The following is a 16,822-nucleotide window of genomic DNA, read 5'->3' on the forward strand; positions in this document are numbered from 1 at the left end:
GAGCTGTTTTTAAAGTTATATTTTTTTTATCTGAACACAAGAAACATTCTCCATCTTAACCTGTTTCCCAGTTTTCTTTAGCAATCCTGTTTTTGAATTTCTTTTAAAAACTACAATATTTCCAGTGTTAACATTCGTTGCAACCAAGAACTTTCCGCTTTCATCGATCGCAAAAATTCTGGGATGTTTCCCTAAAGTCGATTGATAGCCAATGTTTTTCAAAAGACCATTTTCGTCAATAGAGAAAATCGCAATATTGTTTTCTTTTCCTCTGTTTGTCGCATACAGAAATTTTCCGTCAGGCGAAACATGAATATCTGAACTTTCAAAACCTTCTGTAATTTTATCCGGATGTGTGTTGATATGCTGAACTTTTGTCAAAGCGCCATTTTGATATTGATAAACACTTATTGCGCCTGCCATTTCTTCGATACAATAACCAAATTTTTGATTGGGATGAAACGTAAAATGCCGTGGTCCGGCTTCTAAATCGGTTTTAAGAAAAGGATGATCCGTTTCTACCAAAGGTTTTTTCTGAGTTTCATCAAATCGATAAGAACGTATTTTATCAGCACCAAGATCCGGCATGAATAAATAATCATTTTCAGGCGAGAAGACAGTCGAATGAATGTGCGATCTGACTTGTCTTTCTTTATTAACGCTTCCGTCCATATATTGAAAATTTTGGGCAATAGAATCTATTTTTCCATTTTCCAGAAGCGGATGAACCGAGACACTTCCTTCGGTATAATTACCATTTACAAGCCATTTTCCGTTTTTATGAACCGACACATAAACGGGATTTTCGCCGCCACTTCTTTGACTGTTCAAAAAAGTCAAAGTTTTATTTTCGGGATTAAACTCGAAACTGCTTACACTTCCTGCATTTGGTGTTTTGGTATCGGTACAGGCGTACAAATATTTTCCGTTTGGAGACAAAGTCAAATACGACGGATTTACAACATTCTTTACAGAAGTTATTTTGCTAAGTTTTCCGTTTAAAGTATCTAGTTGATAGACCTGAATTGATTCTGCAGTTTTATCTCTGTTGTAAGATCCCAGAAAGACATAAGTATTTTGTGAAAAGACATTAAAAACTAGAAGAAGTGCAATTGCTAAGAAGTATATTTTAAGTTTCAAGGTTTAATAAGGTATTAATTTTATGAGTTAATCTTTAATCTAAATCCAAAAACCGCCAATTCTCCCTGCATAAAATCTAAATCTTCAGATCTTTTAAATCCTATGTTTTCATACATTTTCCAAGCTGTTTTCATTGCCAAAGTAGAGTGAATTATAAGTTGTTCGCGTTTATTGTCAGTGGCTTTTTTGATGCATTCCTGCGTCAGTAATTTACCAATTCCTTTTCCGCGTGTATTTGTATCAACGCCTAATAATCGGAAACCTGCTGCGTTTTGTTCCTGAGTTGCAATTCCGCCCGAGCCATAATATTTCATATCATTAAAATAAACCACAGCGCCAAGAATTTTATTATTATCGATTGCTACTAAAAGTTCAGTTTCAGGATGATTGGTAAAATCACCAATATTAGCCAGCATTTTATAATAATTGGGTTGGTCATTTTCTTTCGGAAAATCTTCTAATTGCGAATAAACACTGATGAGTAATTTTCCAATTTCTTCAAATTCTGATGGAGAAGCATTTCGAATAGTACAATCTGATTGATTCATTATTTTATGTTTATTAATGACAAAGTAAACGTGTTCAAATCTAAAATCTAAAATCTAAAATCTAAAATCTAAAATCTAAAATCTAAAATCTAAAATCTAAAATCTAATTGATTCCTTTCCACCATTGTTTAAATTCTTGTTTTTCATTTTTTAGTTCGACCAATTCACCAATCATTGGCGTAATTAACGGAATCGGATTTGCTGAAGCCGCGTTTAATTCTGTTACTTTAATCAAAGGCTCATCCCAGGCATGAAGCGATAGTGAAAATTTTGAAGAGTGAACCGGGAAAACTCTTTTTGTATTTAAATCTTTCATGGCTTTTATGACATCTTCGGGGAGATTGTGAATGTATTTCCAGGCGGGATTATATTGGCCGTTATCAAGAAGCGCAATATCAAAAGGACCGTATTTTGCACCAATTTCAGCAAAATGAGAATCATAACCACTGTCGCCGCCCAAATACATTTTAAAGTCTTTGGTTTCTAATACAAAAGAAGTCCAAAGAGTATTACAACGTTTAATACTTCTACCGGAAAAGTGTCTTGACGGAGTGGTATAAAGCGTAATATTTTGATCGAGTTCTATTTTTTCATACCAATCCTTTTCGATGATATTTTGATTTGGAAATTTCCAAAATTCAAAATGTGAACCAACACCAAGCGGACAGATTATTTTTTTGATTTTAGGTTTTAATTCCATTATCGTTGTATAATCTAAATGGTCATAATGATCGTGTGTAATCAATAAATAGTCAATTTCCGGAAGATCATTGGCGGTATAAATATCAGTTCCTTTAAATGCTTTTGTAGTTCCGATAATAGGAGAGGCATTGCCACTGAAAACGGGATCTATTAAAAAACGTTTTCCTTCAAGCTGAATAAAATAAGAAGAATGTCCAAACCAAACTAAGATATCTTCATTGCTATCAAGTTCCAGTAAATTTGTTTTTATTGATGGGATTATGTCAGTCGGAATTTTTCGATCTACTTTCTTGAATAAAAAATCAGAAACTATATCAAAGTAGCCATAACCTTCTGCAAGTTCGGGCGTATAATTGATATTTTCGAATTTTCCGTTTTTATATTGAGGAGACTTTTGTATTAAAACCAGTCTTTCGCCTGATGGTCTTTTTCCATATCTTGGGTGTAGTAAAAAGAAAGAAAGGATTGCGACTAAAATAATAAGTATTGTAAGAACCATAGTGTCTTAATTTGAGGGATATAATTTATTTAAATATTCGACCGAAGCAGCAATCATTTTCTTTAGAATTTCGACATCAATATCGGCTACTTTTTTGATATAAACACAACCTTTTGCCGCCCTGTATTTTCCGAATTTAGAAAGCAATTCTTCCTTCTGTTCAGACGAAGCATAGGCATAAAGTGAGATTGCAGCTTTTCTGGGCGAGAAACCTACAAGTGGCGCATCGCCTTCATGACCGCTGGCATATTTATAATGATAACTTCCGAAACCAATAATACTTGGTCCCCACATTTTGGGTTCAAAACCAGTGACTTCGTGCATGATCCTGATGAGTTCAAAAGAGTCTTTTCTTTTAGTTTCATCTTCAACAGCATTTACAAAATCGGTCACACTTTGTGCTGTTTCAGTTGTTTTATTTTTTGCCATCACGAATTATTTGATTTGAATAATTTATTGTCAATAGAATCTGTTTGATCTGCAAAATCTGCGTGTAAAAAACAGATTTCTAAAACATTCCGTTTTCGTTTTTTATTTCCGTTGGAATCGATTGTCCTAAATCCCAAAGTTCTACTATTTTGTCTGATTCAAATCTAAAAAGATGCACCACGGCAGCACCTAAATCAGTCGAATTTTGTTTTACATGCGAATGCACGGCAACCATATCTCCGTCTCTTAATGCATGATGTATTTTTAAAGTTTTGTACGGATTTTTTCGTGATGATTCGTCCATTGCCAACATCAAAGTTTGAGCATCGCCTTTAAAGTAAGCATTATGATGTTTAAAATTCTTACCTACATAAAGTCGAAAAGCCTCGTGAGAATGCCCTTTTGCTGCGAGTTTTAAAAACTCCTGCGCAATATATTTCTTAGTCATGATTTTAGAATTTAAAAGCTAACTAAGTTATGAAATTTACTTCTTTGAAATAAAAACAGGGATGGATTTATTGTCTTTTATTTTTAGGACAAAATGAAGTCTACAATAGCTTCTGAATGGATTTTTGTGGTGTCAAAAACAGGAACCGAAAAATCAGATTGATTAATTAACATCGGAATTTCGGTACAACCTAAAATAATACCTTGGGCTCCGCGAGAAATTAATTCGTTTGCAATTTTAATATAGTTCTGCTTGGATTCTGGAGTTACAATTCCTCTTCCCAGTTCTTCTTTTAGAACATATTGTATATAATCGCGGGTTTCTTGTTTTTCAGGAATGAGTACTTGGAGACCAAAACTTTTAAGACGATCTTTATAAAAATCCATTTCCATCGTAAACTGAGTTCCCAAAAGTCCAATTGTAGTAATGTTTTTTTGTGTTATGGCTTTTGCTGTTTCGGTACCAATATGAATTAAAGGCAAACCAACTTCTTTTTCGAGTTCATCTGCATAAAGATGAGCTGTATTGGCACATAAAACTATGGCATCAATACCACTTTTCTTTAAGCTTAAGCAGGCATTTAATAAAAGCTCATAAGAGTTCTGCCAGGTTTTTTCCTGTATATCACCAAAATTCAAGGAATAAATAAGACATTCGGCAAATTGCAATCCGCCTAGTTTTTTGTTTACACCTTCGTTAATTAGTTTGTAATAATCGATGGTCGAAACCCAACTGATTCCGCCCACAAGTCCAATTTTTTTCATTGATTTAATACTAGTAGATTAATGGCTAAAATGTTTTTATGATTTCTTTCCTGCAAATAATTTTATTGCCAGGTAAGCCATTGGTATATAAGCAAAAACTAAATCTACAATAGTAAACCAAAGAGGAGAAGGTAAGGTGAAAGTATTTACAATACCGCCTAATAAAAAGAAACAGCCAATTCCTAAAGCTAGTTTTTGTTTATGAGTTGAGGCAATTAAAACAGTAGCTGCAGCACCTGCAAAAGTTCCGATGGCATGTGCTAAAAACGGAAAGATAAAATGTTTTGGTTCAAACAAATGTATCGTGGCTTTTAAGCCTTCAACAGTGGTAACGTCAGCACCATTTGGAGCAGGAATAATTGAGTTGCTCAATAATAGGATGAACATATTGACAACACTTCCCACAAAAAGACCGATAATAACGGCCAGAATATTTTTAAAAATCGGATTCATAACTTTCGCTTATTTGTAGCGAATTTATGGATAATATCTTTAGATATCTGATTGAAGAATGTTAATTAATTAAAAGATTGTCTGAATTCTAAAGGTGAAACATTTGTTTTGGTTTTAAACAATTTACTGAAGGATTGCTGATGCTCAAAACCCAATTCAAAGGCAATCTCGCTAATGGATAAATTGGTTGTAGAAAGTTTTTCTTTGGCTTTTTCGATTAATTTATCATGAATATGTTGTTGGGTGCTTTGACCTGTATGCATTTTTAATAATCCGCTTAAATAATTGGGCGAAACGTTTAAGTTTTCGGCAACATAATGAACCGTTGGTAATCCTTTTTTTGATAAGGAATCATTTGTAAAATAATCGTCTAATAATTTTTCTAAACGTTCCAGAATCTTATGATTGCTTATTTTTCTGGTAATGAACTGACGATTGTAAAAACGCTCAGAATAAGTAAGTAATAGTTCGATTTGGGCAATAATTACATCCTGACTGAATTTATCAATATTAGATTGATATTCTTGTTGAATGTTTTTGATGATTCCAATGATCATTTTTTCTTCTTTATCAGAAAGATGTAAAGCTTCATGAACCGAATATCCGAAATACTCGTATTGCTTGATTTTCTTAGCAAGTGGCGTATTCCACAAAAAATCAGGATGGACCAATAAGGACCATCCTGTATGCTGAAGTTCTGCATTTCCTTCTATAGAAAAAACCTGACCTGGTGCAATAAATAGCAAAACCCCTTCATTAAAATCATATTCCTGCTGACCGTATCGCATCGTTGCATTTGCATGTCGTTTTAGTGCAATGGAATAAAAATCGAGCATGAGACTTTTAGGTTCAGCTTCGTTCAGGTGTTTAATATCTTCAAAATTATAAACACTGACTAGCGGATGTTCCGGTTTTGGCAAATCTCTAAATTCATGAAATTCGCTGATGCTTTTAATGCGATAAGGTTGTTGATTTGCCATGCTACAAGTTACTTAATTTTGATTATACAGAGCAGCAAATTCTTTTGCATATTCAGCCAGTTTTGTTTTTCCCATTATGGCAGGTCTGTTTTGGTAGTAGTCTTCGGCAAGTGTACCGTTATAAAGTCCAGCATACATCTCAACCAAACCTGCAGCAATTTTTGGCTGTATTCCAACATTTACCAAACCGTCCAGAGTTTCCTGATCTGTTGTTAAAACCCATTTTAAATCAGGTTTTCCAATCGCATTGCCTATGATTTGAGCTGTTTCATGACCCGTTAATTCTTCGCTTCCTACATAACGAATTTTTTTTCCGTCAAGCGGAGTTGTGATTTCGTCTGCAATTGCTTCGGCGATATCATTTGGAGAAACCCACGGAATCATTCTGTCAGCGCCATAATTTGCAGCAATTAAACCGCGATTTTTTATAACCGGAATATAGGCTAAGAGATTATAAAAGAATGAAGTTGGGCGCATAAAGGTAATCCCAACATCTGAAAGTTTGTTCAAAACACTTTCGATCTCATTGTAACGCTGAATTATTCCTGAATTTTTCTCTAAATGGGCACCAACACTACTTAGAAAAGCAACACGTTTCACACTCGAATTTTTGATAGCTTCTGCATAACTGTTTCCAATTTTACGTGTAAAAGCGTCCAAATCAAGATTAGGATCAAAATAGTTAGCGCGCGGAATCATACAATAAACGGCATCTGCCCCTGTAAAAGATTGCGTCAGAAATGCTGCATCTTCTACAGATCCAATTGCTGCCTTTGCGCCTAACTTTTCAATTTCTTTTTGTTTTCCGGCGTCACTGGTAATTATAGTGATCTGATGTCCTTTTTGTGCTAATGCTGTAGCCAGTGGCTTGCTGATGTTCCCTAAAGAACCTGTAATTATAATTTTCATCGTTCTATTTTTTTGTTGATACAAAGTTGCGCAACAACAAAGCAATAGCTTTAGCCAAATCTACGATTGTCTTAGTCTAAAATAAGATTATCGTTATTTGGCCGATAGTTTTCTTTCATTTTCTGTTTGAGGTTTGTCTTTTCCGTTTGGATTTCCTTTTCCGGTTGCAATTAAGTTTTTTAGGCTTTTCTGAATATAAGTTGTCCAGGAATCTCTACAAATGTCAAAACATTCGTATTCCGGAACTAAACCAACATGTGTAAAGCGAAGTTCTGTTTTACCATCTTTTTCAGAGATTTCGAACGTAGGTTTAGTGCCTGTCCATTCGGTCTCATCTTCGGTAAATTTGAAGTAGTTTTCCTCAACAAGCCAAACAATTTTCTGATTCGGAATCACCTCAATTAATTTTACTTTGCAGCGGTGAATATCTTCGTAATGATAATTAAATTCGTCGTTAAGTTTGGCTGTAGGTCCTTCAATTTGTTCTGACCACCAACCGCGAACATTGGTAATGGCATTAAAAACTTCTTGAGGAGAATGGTCTACAATTAGAGTTGTGGTAAAATCTAAAGCATTCATAATTCAATTGTTTTATAGATTAGTATAATTACAAAATTACTTTTTAATTATCAGTGTGTTAGGGTGTTGAGAAGACAATTGTAAGGGGGATTTAGGACATAATATAGATTGTAGATTTTAGATTGTTGGAATTAATGATTTTGCATTTCGACTCAATTTTATCATTGCGAGGAACGAAGCAATCACATAAAAAGAGAAAAATAAAGTTTACTATTTTATTTATAGAAACTATTAAGAAAGTCTTCGTAAACCTTCTTCTAAACTATTTACAAAGTTGATTTGACGATTTTTATTGCTTTCAAAAATAAAATCTTTGATACTTTTACTTTCATATTTTTCAAAATCACCAATTATTGCCAAACGCACGCGAAAGTTGGAGAATTTTTGAAGTATTTCGCCGGCAATTCCGTTTTTCAAATTAAAGAAAAGAGGTGTTATATTTTTCTCATAAAGTATAATTCTATCAAAGTCCTGATAATAAATATCGGCAACTAATTGAGAACCATCTTCTATAGATTCAATTATGCTATTTTCGGCAATTACTTCGGCAATTCTTGTATTGTTTATCGTATGCGTTTCTATTTTCATTTCAATAAGTAATTTTTAATTTTCTCTATAACAGTATCAAGTTGTGAAAAATGTTTTTCCATAACTTTTTCCAATTCTAGAGTTCCACCCAAAATTATCATTTCTTTATTTTCAAATCGTTTTCCCAGACGATCTTCCAACATAACAGTTTGCATACTTTGCGCCATTTCTATTTCTTCCAGAAACTTATTTGGATGTCCTGCCGTACAAATTGCGAGGCCTACCGGAATTGTTTTCATCTCTTTAGAAGTTTCATTTTGTCCGTAAGCATATCCAACGCAATAAACCCGATCAAACCAGCCTTTTAGTTTTGCCGGACAATCGCTCCACCAAACCGGATATAGAAAAATAATACAATCGGCTTTTTCGATTTTTTCTTGCTCTGCCAAGACGTCTTTAGAAATTGGAAGATCTGTTTTGGCAAAACCTTCTCTTTCATATTCCTCTTCAGACATATCACTCTGAAAATTCATTTGGTATAAATCAGAAACTTCAATGTTCCAATTTTGCTTTCCCAAGATAGATTTCAAACGTTCTAAAACCTGAAAAGTATAGGATTTTTTGCTCGGATGGCTATAAACGATTAAGATATTCATTGGTATGGTTTTAAGTTTAGAAAGGAATAAAACTAAAACAGAGAACGTAATGTTTTGTCTACTACTAAAGTACGAATTAAATCTAAGACTATGTTATGACTTTTTAAATGAAAATTTCTAAAGATTCCTCCTAAACAAAAATCAAATTCAATAAAAGCAGGAGTTTTTTTTAGGAGCATAAAAAAAAACAATAAGACCTTTTGTCCCGCTTTACACTAAATCTTTTCCCTGCTAAAGGAGCAGCAAAAAGGATATCGTTTCAATCGCGGCTATGCCAGAAATCTCTCATTCAAAAAAACTTTTAGTTGGAGTATTTATAAAACCAAGGTCATTTGTTTTTTTTTCTTATTTGGTTTGTATTTGCAGCAACTTTCTACCTTCATTAATCATTCTAACGCCATAAGAAATGGTTGCAATTGCGCAGCCTAAACTTACCACTACATTTGCAAGATTTACCGTCGCAGTTTTTTGCGTTATTAAATAAATACCGATTAAGGCAAATAAGCAAGTCCAGGTTCCCATATAATAATCAAAAGTGCGATTGAAAATTTTGGCTAATGGAAAAAAATGCAAGCCAACGACCAGAGCAAAAAACGAAATAAATAATTCGTTATGATTGATGTTCATCAAAATATTCTTGGCAACAAGTATCCCTAAACCTTCTAAACCAAAGATGATTAAAAACCATTTTTCTTTACCTTTTTCTTCGGCAGTTTTTTCTTCAACGCTATCAGTCAGCGTTTTTTGTGCTTTGGTAAACGTAAAATAGAAATATAAAAAGGCTGTAATGATAAAGCCTAAGAGAATGCCAATAAGTCTGTAATCTTTATTTTCAAGATAATATTCGGCTATAAAAGCCCAGATTGCAGTGTTGATAATCATGAAAAATAAGCCTCCAATTGGTTTATCGATGTCTTTTTTGGTAATTGGTTTCATTTGGGGTTTTGGTTTGTTTTTTATTGGTTATTTGATTTTTTTAAAGTACTATCTGAGGTTAAAAATCTTACGATATAATTTATTCCTTTGCTGTTATTATTGGTTTGGATTCAAATGTATAGTACTCAAAGATTTCATTCATTTCATTTTTAGTTAATATTTTACATTCAGTTTGACTTCGTACTATATTTTCATCCATCATAGAGCGTAATAAAATTAACTTGAAAACTTCAGATTTCTTCTCAACTGTTATTTGAGAATCTTTTGAGATGAATTTTTCATAAGCTTGCATCATATTAAACCAAACTCTGATTTCGTTATCGGGATTTCGATCTCTCTTAAAATTTGTAATAGTATCTTCCAACGATACCTGATAAACATCTGAAAAAGTAGATTGGATTTTTTTTATTTTTTCAATCTGCTCGTTAGTTAGCTGCTCGTGAACAATTGGTCCCGGTATTAACTTATTTGGATTTAATGTTTGTAAGTTTTTATTTTTTTGAGTTTTTCGATAAGAGGAAAATATGGAAATTAAAATAAGTAGTAGACCAATTAGAAGAATTGTAGTTTGTGTATTCATTTTTTATTTTGGTTGTTAGTCAATGTTTTTTAATAATTCAAAGAGTATATAGCCTCCATGTTCAGATTGTCCTCTTTCTACTGCGAAGAAGCCTTTTTGGAGATAAAATTTAACAGCTTTTGTGTTGTTTTCGAGACATTTTAAAGTAATTGGAAGTTTAGTTTTTTTAATTGCGGCTTTCAATAATTGAGTTCCGATTCCTTTTCCCTGATGGTTTTGGTCGATATACAAATGATGAATAAAATTATCTTTCATCCAAATCGAAATAAAACCTACGGGAATATCATCAAGAAGGGCAACTAGTATAAGTTCTCCTTTTGTATAGCGGTCAAAATCTTTTAGCTGAAATTCTAAAGGATTGAGCCAATGAAAGGTGTTTTGTCTTTCTTTTAAAAATAAGTTTCTTAAAGAATCGTAATCACTTTTTCTAATCGATACTATTTTCATCTGAAGTAAGGTGGTTTTCTATTTTAGGGCTTTGGATTCATTTTCAAGCATTTTTTCGATGTTAAAGTAAATACCATCGACATTATATTTTCCTTTTTCGAAACTTAAATAATCACAATTATCAACGAGAGATTGGGATTTAGATTCAATTTCGAAAACATTTAGCATTACATATTCGTGTTCGACTAATATAACATGAAAACCGGTTTCGCATTGTTTTCCGTCTCCGCTAGAAAAAATCGCATTCATGATGTTGTGAAATTTTAGGGAAGCCAAATCAGAAGATTTATCATCGCCTTTGAGATGATAGATATAGGTAAGGAAATTGAGCTGTCTTAAATCAAATGGAAAATCGCTTAAAGAATGATTGGCAAGTTTTATGATTTCGTCATGATCCTGTGTTTCCAGTTTTTCTTTGCTATAAAATTCGCGAAGTTTTTCTTCGTCAGGAGATTTCCAGAATGCGTTATATTTGGGTTGAAAAACATAGCCAAGATATAAATGCTGATAATCATCGACGGTCAAAAGCGTATCATTGCTAACAAAGCGTTCCATTAATTTTGGATAATAAAAAGGTGATTTTTTGTCCGAAATCTCTTTTTCTATTGCTTTGTAATCCGGAACTTTAAAACTGGCTTCTTGCGCGAATGACGTGATTGTTAATAATAATACTGTCAGGTATAAAAATTTTCTAATCATAGTTTTGGTTTTAGATTTTTGATTGAATTAGATAAGTATTATTGCTGTTAAAAATGGATTCTTTATTTAAGTCTTTCCAGTATTCCTTTGCGCTTTACGATGTTTTTGTAATCCCATTGTATTTCGATGGATTTTTTGAGCCAGCGTTTTAAGTCGTCTTTGTTTATTTGTTCGGGAGATGTATAACGAATTTCTGAAGCTTTGAAAGAACCTTCATTTACAAGTTTTTCTTCGTCGAAAGATTGTCCGCTCCAGAACAATAAACGGACACAATTTTTGAGTTTACTGTAACCTGTAATTGGATTTCCGTCGAGAAACCAAACAGGATGCGCGTGCCAGATTTTGTTTTCGGCATCTGGTAAATTCTCGTTGATTATAGTTGCCAACTGATCACAGATTTCCTTGTCTGAACTACTTTGCAAATTGTTATAATCTTGTGTGGCTGCATTCATGATAATGAGCTTTTTTATTTGCTTTAGAATTATGAAATAACTCTTTGTTTGGCTTTTTGAAGTTATTAGTTGTAGCTAAAATAGTCTTTTTTATCAAGAAAATTTAATCTGAAAAAGGAATGTTTTTATAGAAATGTTTGTTTGTGTGAGGGATAGTAGTGAAAAGCCTACAGCCTGACGAAGGAAGTGCGAGGACTTGTAGCGAATAGCCCGACCCGAAGGGACACGCCAAAATAAAAAAAATCCGACTTGTTTTCACAAATCGGATTTTGATATTTTAGTATGTTGAACATTGTTTACAATTGCTCTGCTTTTCCTATGTGTACATCGTATCGCATAGAAACAATTTGAACTTTATGTTCTTTTATGATTGGATTGTCCTGAATTAATTTTGCTGAATGTTTGATATTAGCGTTAATTGCTCCTAAATAGTTTGTCGCTTTTGGAGTGGTTTTGTCTGCATCTATCTCTTCTTTTTCTTTCGAAATGGTTTCAACTATGTCATCAATATGGTTAAAATGTTTTTTGTAGGCTCCGTCTTTATCATTAATGTAAGCTTTTACAGCTCCGCACTCTGTGTGCCCTAGAACAACAAATTAATTTTGCATCTAAATGTTCGACTGCATATTCGATACTTCCCATATCGATATCAGAAATTAAATTTCCTGCATTACGAATCACAAATAAATCTCCAATACCCTGATCAAATACAATTTCTGGTGAAACTCTACTGTCTGAGCACGTAATTACAATTGCGAATGGTTTTTGTCCGTCTTGATTAGCTAAAATGGTTTGCTTGTTTTGATGTGGGTGAATTGATTTTTGATCTAAGAATTTTTTGTTACCTTCTGTTAATTGTTCCAGGCAAGTTAGATTTTTGTTTACTTCTGTAATGTTGTTTTTTTGCTCGTGGTGTCTTTTACAACCAAATATTGAGAACACGATAAGTGCCAATACTGCTACTTTTGTTTTCATACTGTGGAATTTAAAATTAAATTGTTTTTGATGTTCTATTCTTGTTTTTAGAACTATGCAAAATTATTTTGCTTCTACAGATAAAATCGCCACCAGAAGTTTTTTTTATATCAAATAAATCTAATTCTTAAAGGAGTTGAAAGTCGTGGTAATATTTGTTACAAAATCTTTTGTGTATTGACCAGTTGGGTCTAAATCAGGATCCAGAATTGTTATTTCTAGTCCGCTAAGTTTATCGCTTTTAAATAAACAGGAGGTAAGTTCATTGAACTCATCATAGGTAAGTCCGTCTGGAGTTCGGCTGTCTACGCAGGGCATTATAGCATCGTTTAAAACATCTACGTCGATATGAAGCCAGAAACCATCCAGATTTTTGTTTTCGATTTCGGAGAGAAATGATTGTATGGTATTTAGAATACCTTGTTTTCGAAGTGTCTGAAGGCTTATGTAGGTCGCTGAAGAATTTCTGATTTCATTTTCGTATTCGTCATCATATTCGCGATTGCCTACACACCAAAGGTTTTCTTCTTTTATGTAAGGAGATAAATTAAGAATATTGGTAAGTTTTTCTGGACCGTTACCTGTTACTATAGAAGCTGCCATTCCGCCAACACCCCCGGTTTCAGAAAGGGAAACATCCATAAAATCGGTGTGGCCGTCGAGATACAATAATCCGTAATTCCCCTTTTGTTTTAACGCAATTGCTGCCCCTAAAAGAATACTGCAATCGCCGCCAAGCACAAAAGGAAATTTATTTTGGCTCAATAAATTATTGATTAAATAGGCTTGTTCCCGGGAATAATCGACTAATAAATTTGCATTGAGAATATTAGTTTCGACCTCTCTGATATTTGAATATTTTGGTGCGTCGAGTCTTATGGTACTTTTAGGATCAATTATTTTATGCAAATTATGTTTCCATAACCAATCAGGCAAACGTTTTACGCCTGGTTCTTTTCCGGGTTGAGGTTCTTTTAAACCTAAATTAGACGGAAACTCAACAATGCATATTTCTTTCATGACTTCTTATTTAGCCATAAAGTTATTAAAATATGATTTAGATCTAAATAAAAAAAGACCGACTTTTCGCAATCAAAGACTATGTTGTATTTTTTATTCCAGCTTTTTTACTAGCTGCCTTGTACCTTCTTGTAAGCCTTTGTAGTAATCGCCTTTTTTTAATTCTGGAATTACATACGTAGATACAATATCTTTCATTTCCTGATCAGTCATTTTAGCGCGTATTTTATTGACTCCCTGAACCTGAATTTGCCTTAATTGCTTACTAATCAAAATTAAAATAGAGGTGTCGATATTTAATTTAGAAATTAAATACTTGTCTAAAGCTAATGAATAATCGGTTAGATCAGTATAAGGAGTTATTGAAGCAGTTGTTACAATCAGGATTTTGTTTTTTGTTTTTGCTTCGTTTACTTTTAAAAAATCGGTTAAAGACTTGATTTGATCTGAAGTAAGAATTTTTTCAAAATCATTTACGTAATCGTATGATTTTGCAAAAACAGTTGGAGTTTCGGTTTTTGTCTGCGCAAATAGGTTATGCGATAAAAAAAGAAAAATTGTTAAAAGGAACGCTATTTTTTTCATGGTAAATTTGTTTTGGGCGCTGCAAAATTAGTGCTTTATTATTAAAAATCAGCTTTCGGATTGTTATCATAATTAAATTTATTTTTATAGAATTGTGTAAAAAAAAATCCGATCTGTTTTCACAAATCGGATTTTTAAATTGAAAATTATATGTAACCTAATATAGAAGATGCATTATTTTGCACCACTACATTTAAATTATTACAAGTGAATTACTTCGCCGTAAGCATCAGCAACAGCTTCCATAACAGCCTCGCTCATTGTTGGATGAGGGTGAATAGATTTAAGGATTTCATGACCTGTAGTTTCTAATTTACGAGCTACAACTGCTTCAGCAATCATATCTGTAACACCAGCACCAATCATGTGGCATCCTAACCATTCTCCGTATTTAGCATCGAAGATTACTTTTACGAATCCGTCTGGAGTTCCGGCAGCTTTAGCTTTTCCTGAAGCTGAGAATGGGAATTTACCAATTTTTAATTCGTATCCTTTTTCTTTAGCCTGTTTTTCAGTTAAACCAACAGAAGCGATTTCAGGAGTTGCGTAAGTACAACCAGGAACGTTTCCGTAATCGATTGGGTCTACGTGTAAACCTGCAATTTTCTCTACACAGTTAATTCCTTCAGCAGAAGCTACGTGAGCCAAAGCTTGTCCCGGAGTAACGTCTCCAATGGCATAATATCCAGGGATATTTGTTGCATTGTAAGCATTTACTAAGATTTTATCTCTGTCAACAGCGATACCTACTTCTTCTAAACCTATGTTTTCGATGTTTGTTTTGATTCCAACTGCCGAAAGTACGATGTCAGCTTCAAGAACTTCTTCACCTTTTGCAGTTTTAACAAATGCTTTTACTCCTGCACCAATTGTGTCAATACGCTCAACAGATGAGTTAGTCATAACTTTAATTCCGGCTTTTTTCAAAGAACGCTCAAATTGTTTTGAGATATCTTCGTCTTCTACAGGAACAACGTTTGGCATGAATTCTACAATAGTAACATCTGTTCCCATTGAGTTATAAAAGTGAGCAAATTCTACTCCAATTGCACCAGAACCTACAATAATCATAGATTTTGGTTGTGTTGGTAATGTCATTGCCTGACGGTAACCAATTACTTTTACACCATCTTGTGGTAAGTTTGGTAACTCACGAGAGCGAGCTCCAGTTGCAATAATAATATGGTCAGCGCTATATTCAGTAACTTTATTATCTTTATCTGTAACGTCAAGTTTTTTTCCTGGTTTTAGTTTTCCAAAACCTTCAATAACGTCAATTTTGTTTTTTTTCATCAAGAACTGAACTCCTTTGCTCATTCCTTCAGCAACACCACGGCTACGTTGTACAACTGCAGGGAAATCTTTATCGAATTCAGAAACTTTCAATCCGTAGTCAGATGCATGTTTTAAATAATCAAAAACCTGAGCTGATTTTAGTAATGCTTTTGTTGGGATACATCCCCAGTTTAAACATACACCACCAAGGTTTTCTTTTTCAACTACAGCTACTTTAAAGCCTAATTGTGAAGCTCTAATCGCTGTTACATATCCGCCAGGACCACTTCCTAAAACAATAACGTCGTATTTCATTTTTTTGGTTTTTAGTATTTAATACCGAAAATGAGGTTTAATTCCGAAACTCATTTTCCGATTTATTCTTTTGTTATTTGTGATTGCGAATTTAAGGAATTATTTTAAAAAACACTTTAGATATGTAAAATGTTCATTGTAAAATGTGAAATGTAAATATGAAATGTGAAATAAAAACAGTAAAATGTGAGATGGAACCCAATTTTGGATTCACATTTCACATTTTACTATTTACATTTTTAAAAAAAATTAAACCTTAACGTGTCCCCAGTTTTCTCCGCTGGCGATTCGTCTGATTTGCATTTCGCTTACGCCAAATTGTTTAGCGATCATTTTAAGGCGTGTTTTTTGTTCCGGGCGGGCTAGGATTTTTTTGATCAGCATGACTTTTGTGGTCGTCAATTTACGTCCGTCAGCCTTTAAATTATGCTCAATCAGATTCTTTTTTGCCTGAATTACACGTGGGCTTTTACGACTATGTGCCATCATTTCGGCTTTTGTCGCCCAACGCAGGTTTTTTTCATCATCGTTACTTCTGTTGTAATCCAGATGCAATACATAAGTTTGTTCTTCTGATTGTTTGGGAATAAAATACTGGGCAACTAATTTGTATAAAAAGAGATATTTGTTGACAATCTTGTCGTCTTTTTTAACTTTAAATCTGAAAGTTGGATATCCATCACTTAATCCGCCTTTTAAGAGACGTCCGTTTTCAATTTCATCAGTAAAGCTTATTAATCGGCCTCTGTTTGAAATGGCATAACGTAATTGTAATGAAGCATTTATTTCTATTTCTTTAAATTGTTCGTTTGGATAAAATCTGTTTTGTGGCATTTTCTTTTACATTTGATTTCTGTTTCTCAAAGATAAAGAATCAAATAAAAAAGACTGCTATCGTGCTGG

General features: G+C 33.4%; 23 protein-coding genes. All 23 read right to left on the reverse strand.

Annotated features, from left to right (window positions below):
- Nucleotides 1-15: 15 nt before the first annotated feature.
- The 23 genes from LPB88_RS17615 to LPB88_RS17720 all read right to left on the reverse strand — a co-directional run bounded on the left by LPB88_RS17615 (nucleotide 16) and on the right by LPB88_RS17720 (nucleotide 16,753).
- Nucleotides 16-1,140: a lactonase family protein gene (locus LPB88_RS17615; RefSeq protein ID WP_230716956.1), complete on the reverse strand. Its 1,125-nt coding sequence runs from the start codon at nucleotides 1,138-1,140 to the stop codon at nucleotides 16-18.
- A gap of 20 nt (nucleotides 1,141-1,160) precedes the next feature.
- On the reverse strand, nucleotides 1,161-1,688 hold the full coding sequence (locus tag LPB88_RS17620; protein WP_230716957.1) for a GNAT family N-acetyltransferase: 528 nt from the start codon (nucleotides 1,686-1,688) through the stop codon (nucleotides 1,161-1,163).
- A 103-nt stretch (nucleotides 1,689-1,791) separates the two neighbouring features.
- The gene (locus LPB88_RS17625; protein WP_230716958.1) at nucleotides 1,792-2,889 is read right to left on the reverse strand and encodes an MBL fold metallo-hydrolase; all 1,098 of its coding nucleotides are present in this window, start codon (nucleotides 2,887-2,889) and stop codon (nucleotides 1,792-1,794) included.
- A 6-nt stretch (nucleotides 2,890-2,895) separates the two neighbouring features.
- Nucleotides 2,896-3,318: a DUF1801 domain-containing protein gene (locus tag LPB88_RS17630; RefSeq protein ID WP_230716959.1), complete on the reverse strand. Its 423-nt coding sequence runs from the start codon at nucleotides 3,316-3,318 to the stop codon at nucleotides 2,896-2,898.
- 79 nt (nucleotides 3,319-3,397) lie between these two features.
- Nucleotides 3,398-3,766 (reverse strand): nuclear transport factor 2 family protein, encoded by a 369-nt coding sequence (locus LPB88_RS17635; protein ID WP_089352506.1) that lies wholly within the window; start codon nucleotides 3,764-3,766, stop codon nucleotides 3,398-3,400.
- Between the two features lie 83 nt (nucleotides 3,767-3,849).
- Entirely contained in the window at nucleotides 3,850-4,530 is a 681-nt protein-coding gene (locus tag LPB88_RS17640) for an aspartate/glutamate racemase family protein (RefSeq protein ID WP_230716960.1), read from the reverse strand.
- A gap of 36 nt (nucleotides 4,531-4,566) precedes the next feature.
- On the reverse strand, nucleotides 4,567-4,983 hold the full coding sequence (locus tag LPB88_RS17645) for a hypothetical protein (protein ID WP_230716961.1): 417 nt from the start codon (nucleotides 4,981-4,983) through the stop codon (nucleotides 4,567-4,569).
- A 65-nt stretch (nucleotides 4,984-5,048) separates the two neighbouring features.
- The gene (locus LPB88_RS17650) at nucleotides 5,049-5,963 is read right to left on the reverse strand and encodes an AraC family transcriptional regulator (RefSeq protein ID WP_230716962.1); all 915 of its coding nucleotides are present in this window, start codon (nucleotides 5,961-5,963) and stop codon (nucleotides 5,049-5,051) included.
- Between the two features lie 12 nt (nucleotides 5,964-5,975).
- Nucleotides 5,976-6,872, reverse strand: a complete 897-nt coding sequence (locus LPB88_RS17655; protein ID WP_230716963.1) for an NmrA family NAD(P)-binding protein — start codon at nucleotides 6,870-6,872, stop codon at nucleotides 5,976-5,978.
- A 93-nt stretch (nucleotides 6,873-6,965) separates the two neighbouring features.
- On the reverse strand, nucleotides 6,966-7,451 hold the full coding sequence (locus LPB88_RS17660; RefSeq protein WP_230716964.1) for an SRPBCC domain-containing protein: 486 nt from the start codon (nucleotides 7,449-7,451) through the stop codon (nucleotides 6,966-6,968).
- Between the two features lie 231 nt (nucleotides 7,452-7,682).
- Entirely contained in the window at nucleotides 7,683-8,039 is a 357-nt protein-coding gene (locus LPB88_RS17665; RefSeq protein WP_230716965.1) for a DUF4180 domain-containing protein, read from the reverse strand.
- Entirely contained in the window at nucleotides 8,036-8,635 is a 600-nt protein-coding gene (locus LPB88_RS17670) for an NAD(P)H-dependent oxidoreductase (protein WP_230716966.1), read from the reverse strand. Before LPB88_RS17670 ends, LPB88_RS17665 begins: the two co-directional genes overlap by 4 nt.
- Nucleotides 8,636-8,980: 345 nt before the next feature.
- Nucleotides 8,981-9,571 carry a hypothetical protein gene (locus tag LPB88_RS17675; RefSeq protein ID WP_230716967.1) on the reverse strand — a complete coding sequence of 197 codons (591 nt, stop codon included), beginning with the start codon at nucleotides 9,569-9,571 and terminating at the stop codon, nucleotides 8,981-8,983.
- A 79-nt stretch (nucleotides 9,572-9,650) separates the two neighbouring features.
- Nucleotides 9,651-10,151 (reverse strand): hypothetical protein, encoded by a 501-nt coding sequence (locus LPB88_RS17680; RefSeq protein ID WP_230716968.1) that lies wholly within the window; start codon nucleotides 10,149-10,151, stop codon nucleotides 9,651-9,653.
- Nucleotides 10,152-10,166: 15 nt separating this feature from the next.
- Nucleotides 10,167-10,598, reverse strand: a complete 432-nt coding sequence (locus tag LPB88_RS17685; RefSeq protein ID WP_230716969.1) for a GNAT family N-acetyltransferase — start codon at nucleotides 10,596-10,598, stop codon at nucleotides 10,167-10,169.
- A gap of 18 nt (nucleotides 10,599-10,616) precedes the next feature.
- Nucleotides 10,617-11,297, reverse strand: a complete 681-nt coding sequence (locus LPB88_RS17690) for a DUF4919 domain-containing protein (protein ID WP_230716970.1) — start codon at nucleotides 11,295-11,297, stop codon at nucleotides 10,617-10,619.
- A gap of 62 nt (nucleotides 11,298-11,359) precedes the next feature.
- The gene (locus LPB88_RS17695) at nucleotides 11,360-11,749 is read right to left on the reverse strand and encodes a DUF1801 domain-containing protein (protein ID WP_230716971.1); all 390 of its coding nucleotides are present in this window, start codon (nucleotides 11,747-11,749) and stop codon (nucleotides 11,360-11,362) included.
- A gap of 296 nt (nucleotides 11,750-12,045) precedes the next feature.
- Entirely contained in the window at nucleotides 12,046-12,300 is a 255-nt protein-coding gene (locus LPB88_RS23885) for a hypothetical protein (protein WP_370635869.1), read from the reverse strand.
- Nucleotides 12,296-12,724: a carbonic anhydrase gene (locus tag LPB88_RS17700; protein WP_230716972.1), complete on the reverse strand. Its 429-nt coding sequence runs from the start codon at nucleotides 12,722-12,724 to the stop codon at nucleotides 12,296-12,298. Before LPB88_RS17700 ends, LPB88_RS23885 begins: the two co-directional genes overlap by 5 nt.
- 120 nt (nucleotides 12,725-12,844) lie before the next feature.
- Nucleotides 12,845-13,744 (reverse strand): arginase family protein, encoded by a 900-nt coding sequence (locus LPB88_RS17705; protein WP_230716973.1) that lies wholly within the window; start codon nucleotides 13,742-13,744, stop codon nucleotides 12,845-12,847.
- A gap of 93 nt (nucleotides 13,745-13,837) precedes the next feature.
- Entirely contained in the window at nucleotides 13,838-14,329 is a 492-nt protein-coding gene (locus tag LPB88_RS17710; RefSeq protein WP_230716974.1) for a YgcG family protein, read from the reverse strand.
- Nucleotides 14,330-14,530: 201 nt separating this feature from the next.
- Nucleotides 14,531-15,919, reverse strand: a complete 1,389-nt coding sequence (gene lpdA, locus LPB88_RS17715) for a dihydrolipoyl dehydrogenase (protein WP_230716975.1) — start codon at nucleotides 15,917-15,919, stop codon at nucleotides 14,531-14,533.
- A gap of 249 nt (nucleotides 15,920-16,168) precedes the next feature.
- Nucleotides 16,169-16,753, reverse strand: a complete 585-nt coding sequence (locus LPB88_RS17720; RefSeq protein WP_230716976.1) for an NUMOD4 domain-containing protein — start codon at nucleotides 16,751-16,753, stop codon at nucleotides 16,169-16,171.
- Nucleotides 16,754-16,822: the final 69 nt, after the last annotated feature.

Origin of the sequence: Flavobacterium sp. JAS (assembly GCF_020991455.1) — a bacterium.
Classification (GTDB): Bacteria; Bacteroidota; Bacteroidia; order Flavobacteriales; family Flavobacteriaceae; genus Flavobacterium.

What these genes read in the sequence shown, in the direction of transcription:
- LPB88_RS17620 (WP_230716957.1), bottom strand. Translation starts at nt 1,688, where the DNA reads ATGAATCAATCAGATTGTACTATTCGAAATGCTTCTCCATCAGAATTT.
- LPB88_RS17625 (WP_230716958.1), bottom strand. Translation starts at nt 2,889, where the DNA reads ATGGTTCTTACAATACTTATTATTTTAGTCGCAATCCTTTCTTTCTTT.
- LPB88_RS17630 (WP_230716959.1), bottom strand. Translation starts at nt 3,318, where the DNA reads ATGGCAAAAAATAAAACAACTGAAACAGCACAAAGTGTGACCGATTTT.
- LPB88_RS17635 (WP_089352506.1), bottom strand. Translation starts at nt 3,766, where the DNA reads ATGACTAAGAAATATATTGCGCAGGAGTTTTTAAAACTCGCAGCAAAA.
- LPB88_RS17640 (WP_230716960.1), bottom strand. Translation starts at nt 4,530, where the DNA reads ATGAAAAAAATTGGACTTGTGGGCGGAATCAGTTGGGTTTCGACCATC.
- LPB88_RS17645 (WP_230716961.1), bottom strand. Translation starts at nt 4,983, where the DNA reads ATGAATCCGATTTTTAAAAATATTCTGGCCGTTATTATCGGTCTTTTT.
- LPB88_RS17650 (WP_230716962.1), bottom strand. Translation starts at nt 5,963, where the DNA reads ATGGCAAATCAACAACCTTATCGCATTAAAAGCATCAGCGAATTTCAT.
- LPB88_RS17655 (WP_230716963.1), bottom strand. Translation starts at nt 6,872, where the DNA reads ATGAAAATTATAATTACAGGTTCTTTAGGGAACATCAGCAAGCCACTG.
- LPB88_RS17660 (WP_230716964.1), bottom strand. Translation starts at nt 7,451, where the DNA reads ATGAATGCTTTAGATTTTACCACAACTCTAATTGTAGACCATTCTCCT.
- LPB88_RS17665 (WP_230716965.1), bottom strand. Translation starts at nt 8,039, where the DNA reads ATGAAAATAGAAACGCATACGATAAACAATACAAGAATTGCCGAAGTA.
- LPB88_RS17670 (WP_230716966.1), bottom strand. Translation starts at nt 8,635, where the DNA reads ATGAATATCTTAATCGTTTATAGCCATCCGAGCAAAAAATCCTATACT.
- LPB88_RS17675 (WP_230716967.1), bottom strand. Translation starts at nt 9,571, where the DNA reads ATGAAACCAATTACCAAAAAAGACATCGATAAACCAATTGGAGGCTTA.
- LPB88_RS17680 (WP_230716968.1), bottom strand. Translation starts at nt 10,151, where the DNA reads ATGAATACACAAACTACAATTCTTCTAATTGGTCTACTACTTATTTTA.
- LPB88_RS17685 (WP_230716969.1), bottom strand. Translation starts at nt 10,598, where the DNA reads ATGAAAATAGTATCGATTAGAAAAAGTGATTACGATTCTTTAAGAAAC.
- LPB88_RS17690 (WP_230716970.1), bottom strand. Translation starts at nt 11,297, where the DNA reads ATGATTAGAAAATTTTTATACCTGACAGTATTATTATTAACAATCACG.
- LPB88_RS17695 (WP_230716971.1), bottom strand. Translation starts at nt 11,749, where the DNA reads ATGAATGCAGCCACACAAGATTATAACAATTTGCAAAGTAGTTCAGAC.
- LPB88_RS17700 (WP_230716972.1), bottom strand. Translation starts at nt 12,724, where the DNA reads ATGAAAACAAAAGTAGCAGTATTGGCACTTATCGTGTTCTCAATATTT.
- LPB88_RS17705 (WP_230716973.1), bottom strand. Translation starts at nt 13,744, where the DNA reads ATGAAAGAAATATGCATTGTTGAGTTTCCGTCTAATTTAGGTTTAAAA.
- LPB88_RS17710 (WP_230716974.1), bottom strand. Translation starts at nt 14,329, where the DNA reads ATGAAAAAAATAGCGTTCCTTTTAACAATTTTTCTTTTTTTATCGCAT.
- lpdA (WP_230716975.1), bottom strand. Translation starts at nt 15,919, where the DNA reads ATGAAATACGACGTTATTGTTTTAGGAAGTGGTCCTGGCGGATATGTA.
- LPB88_RS17720 (WP_230716976.1), bottom strand. Translation starts at nt 16,753, where the DNA reads ATGCCACAAAACAGATTTTATCCAAACGAACAATTTAAAGAAATAGAA.